Raw genomic sequence first — 2,086 nt, 5'->3', positions numbered from 1 at the left:
GAAGTGGGGAATTTTCAAATGTCACTTCTGGGGCATTTTACTCCGCCAGCGACAACCACGTGCCATAGAGCCGCATGATCCCCGCGTGGCCGCGATACTCGCCCGAAAGGAACACCACCGCGCCGTCTTCGGCAAAGAGGCCAGCCACTTCCTCGGGCCGGTTGTAGTCGATGTAATAGCCATAGGCCCACTGCAGGCGGCGGATCGCGTTGATGTCTTCCAGCTCGCCGACGCGGTTTTCCAGCGCGGCAAGACGCGCTTCCAGATCAGACATTTACCCCACTCCCATCCAATCCGCCTCCGCGGACATTTGTAAGTAAGGCTAACAATTCTCGAAACGATTGGCAATCGCCTCCCGCCGCGCCATGCTGCGCAAAAGGGGAGAGAAGAATGGATTCGAAAGGGGAGCCTACGCCCGCCGATATCCGCACGGTCATCGCGGCTTCGGCAGCAGGCACGGCGTTCGAGTGGTACGATTTCTACATCTACGGCACACTCGCCCCGCTGTTCGGCAAGCTGTTCTTCCCCGGCTCCAGCCCTGCGGCGGGCTTCCTCCTCGCGCTGGCCACCTTCGGCGTCGGCTTTGCGGTGCGGCCTATCGGTGCCGCCATCTTCGGCACGCTGGGTGACCGCCTTGGCCGCAAGGTGACCTTCCTCGTCACGATCACGCTGATGGGCCTTGCCACCACCGCGATCGGCCTGCTCGGCACCTATGCGCAATGGGGCATCGCCGCGCCGATCCTCCTCGTCGTGCTGCGCGCGCTGCAGGGCCTCGCGGTCGGCGGCGAATATGGCGGCGCGGTGATCTACGTGTGCGAACACGCCCCGGTGAAGAAGCGCGGGTTCTACACCGGCTGGATCCAGATCGGCGCCTCGGCGGGGTTCTCGCTCAGCCTCCTCGTCGTCCTCGCCACCGAAACCCTCGTCGGCGAGGAAGCGTGGATCGCCTGGGGCTGGCGCCTGCCCTTCCTGTCGAGCCTCTTGCTTCTCGCTGTCTCGATCTGGATGCGCCTCAAGCTCTCCGAAAGCCCGGTCTTCGCCGCGATGCAGAAGGCCGGCGAGCTTGCCCGCACCCCCTTGCGCGAAGCCTATGCCACGCCCAAGCAGCTGCGCCGCCTGTTCGCCACCACGTTCGGCGGCGCGGTGGGGCAATCGATCTGCGGCTACATCGGCATGATCCAGCTGCTCAATTTCATGCAGGTCTCGGTCCACATGGACCCGGTGCTGACGCGCACACTGCTGATCGGCGTGCTCGCTGTCCTTGCCTTCACCAACGTGCTCGCGGGCTGGCTTTCCGATCACGTCGGGCGCAAGCCGGTCGTGCTCGCGGGCTATGCGATGATGCTGGTGGTGCTGTTTCCCGGATTCCAGCTCATCGCCGATCAGGCCAACCCGGCCCTCGCCCGCGCCGCCAAGGAGCATCCCGTCGTCGTTTCCGGGGCAGAGTGCACCTTCAATCCCTTCGCGCAGCACGGGCAGACCAGCGCCTGCGGGAAGGTGCTCGACACCCTCACCCGCGCCGGGGTCCCCTATACCAAGCAGGACGCCCCCGCCGGTTCGGCCCCTGTCGTCACCATCGCCGGCCAGCCGACCACGCCCGAAACGCTCGATACCGCGCTCAAGGCCGCAGGCTACACCACCGCGCCGGTCAGCCCGCCGCTCGGCAACCTCGTGATCATCGTCATCGCCATGGTCGTCGTCGGCCTCCCCGGCATCCTCACCTATGGCCCGATGGGCGCATGGCTGTGCGAGCAGTTCCCCGCGCGCACGCGCTATTCCTCGCTCGCCACCAGCTACAACTTCGGCGTCGGCATCTTCGCGGGCTTCATGCCGTTCATCGTGCAGGCCACCGTCGCCACGACCGGCAGCGTGATGACCGGATTTGCCTATCCCTTCATCATGGTCGTCTTCGCCGCCGTCGTCGCGATCTTCGGCCTGCCCGAGACGGCGGGCAAACGCTTGCAGGAACCCGCATGAGCTGACGTGACGAACCGAGCTGACAGGCGCTTGCAAGGCTCGCTGGCCACGATATGTTGATTGCCACTGAGAAGTGACCCGGGAGGGGCCGTAATTTCCACTGAGATTT

The 2,086-nt window shown here is 65.1% G+C and carries 2 protein-coding genes; one reads left to right on the top strand and one right to left on the bottom strand.

All coding sequences use genetic code 11. The features are described 5' to 3' along the window. Positions 1–37 precede the first annotated feature (37 nt). On the bottom strand, positions 38–274 hold the full coding sequence (locus IP83_RS19200) for a nuclear transport factor 2 family protein (protein WP_054123850.1): 237 nt from the start codon (positions 272–274) through the stop codon (positions 38–40). Positions 275–390: 116 nt separating this feature from the next. Here IP83_RS19200 and IP83_RS19195 point away from each other — a divergent pair, with 116 nt between their 5' ends. Continuing rightward, entirely contained in the window at positions 391–1,977 is a 1,587-nt protein-coding gene (locus tag IP83_RS19195) for an MFS transporter (RefSeq protein ID WP_054123849.1), read from the top strand. Positions 1,978–2,086 lie beyond the last annotated feature (109 nt).

The organism is Novosphingobium sp. AAP93 (assembly GCF_001296055.1).
Lineage (GTDB): Bacteria > Pseudomonadota > Alphaproteobacteria > Sphingomonadales > Sphingomonadaceae > Novosphingobium.
This window is presented reverse-complemented; position numbering and strand designations above follow the sequence as displayed.

Excerpts from the sequence above, each read along its gene's own strand:
- IP83_RS19195 (WP_054123849.1), top strand. The coding sequence starts at position 391 with ATGGATTCGAAAGGGGAGCCTACGCCCGCCGATATCCGCACGGTCATC.
- IP83_RS19200 (WP_054123850.1), bottom strand. The coding sequence starts at position 274 with ATGTCTGATCTGGAAGCGCGTCTTGCCGCGCTGGAAAACCGCGTCGGC.